1 protein-coding gene is annotated in these 1,545 nt (G+C 76.4%); it reads right to left on the bottom strand.

Annotated elements, in window-relative coordinates; genetic code table 11:
* Nucleotides 1-173 precede the first annotated feature (173 nt).
* Nucleotides 174-1,545: PQQ-binding-like beta-propeller repeat protein (locus RIM90_RS20870; protein ID WP_309062259.1), on the bottom strand; the 1,372-nt coding region annotated here is incomplete at its 5' end.

Raw genomic sequence — 1,545 nt, 5'->3', positions numbered from 1 at the left:
GCGAGCTGCGTGTCACGGGCATGTCACTGTCTGGCGACCGTCGCGCACCCGGCGTAGCGTCTGCGGTGAGAGCGGTGAACGGGCCGCTCCCCGCAGCGACGGCCGCCGTCCGAGCCCCTTCCGTCGCACCGGCACGACGGCCGTCCCGCACCCCCGACGAGCCGGCCCCGGCGCTACGCCGTCCGCGCCGTCCCCGTCCCCTTCTCCGCGTCCAGGGCGTACACGCAGCGGTCCTTGCTGCACGCGTAGACGACGCCGTCCCGCACGACCGGGGAGCCGGTGATCTCGCCGCCGGTGGCCAGCTTCCACCTCAGGCGGCCGTCGTCGGCCTTCAGCGTGTAGAGCAGGTGGTCCGTGGAACCGAAGTGGATGCGGCCCTCGGCGACCGCGGGGGAGCCCACGATGTCGCCGCCGGACTGGAAGCGCCACTTGGGGGTGCCGGTGACCGCGTCCAGGGTGTAGAGGCCCTTGCCGCTGCCGACGTGGACGTGCCCGGCGGCGACCAGGACCGGCTCGACGGAGGCGCGGGACTCGGTGGCGATGCGCCAGCGGTCGCGGCCGTCGGTGGCGTCGAGGGCGTAGACGGTGCCGAGGTAGTCGGCGAGGTAGACGCCGCCGCCGGTGACGGCCGGGCCGGGGACGAAGGCGGGCGGGGAGAGGAAGACCGCCGGTGCCTCGAAGTGCCAGCGGACGTGTCCGCCGGCGACGTCGATCGCGAGGACCCGGGTGCCCGCGGAGACGTAGACGTAGCCGTCGGGGGCCGGGGTGAGGCGGATCGGGACGCCGCCGCAGGAGGCCGCGTCGCCGATGGGGTACGACCAGCGCTCGTCGCCGGTACGGGCGTCGAGGGCGCGCAGCCGGGCGTCCTGCCAGACGTAGACGGTGCCGTCGTGGACGGCGGGGCCCGCCTCGGGGGACTCGAAGTCGGTCTGGCAGCCGGTGATCTCCCACAGCTTCTGGCCGGTGGACGCCTCCCAGGCCTGGACGCCGCCGCCGCGCGTGCCGGTGACGACGGTGCCGCGGTCGGCCTTGAGGGAGTACACCCAGGCGTCCGTGGACAGCCGCCACAGGTCACCGCCCTCGCGGGCCTCCAGGGCGTAGAGGGTGGGTCCGTCGGAGGCGTGGATACGGCCGTCGGCGACCGCCATCGACCAGGCGACGTCCCGGGTCTTGAAGCGGCGGCGCCCGGTGGCGACGTCGAGGGCGTGCACCTCGAAGGAGGTGACGTAGACGAGGTCGCCGTCGACCGCCGGGGTGCCCCAGACGTCGTTGGACATGCGGAAGCGCCACGGCCGCCAGCCGGTCGGGTGCTCCGGCGGGACGGTGGGCGCCGGGGGCGCCGGTACGGCGGGGTCGGCGCCGTTGACGCCGGGGCGGGGCTTGGACCAGGAGGCGGCGAGGGCGGCCTCGGGCGGGGGCGCCTTGACGGCGGCGGCGCGGACGTCGGCGACGCGCGGGCCGGGGCCGATGGGCACCGGCGCGCCGGGCAGCTGCACGGGACCGGTGTCGGGTGCGCCCGCGGGCACGCCCACCGGCGCGGGCACG

It is taken from the genome of Streptomyces sp. (genome assembly GCF_031181555.1).
Taxonomy (GTDB): Bacteria; Actinomycetota; Actinomycetes; order Streptomycetales; family Streptomycetaceae; genus Streptomyces; species Streptomyces fimbriatus.
The sequence above is the reverse complement of the archived record's forward strand: the minus strand, read 5'-3'. Positions and strand labels throughout refer to the sequence as shown.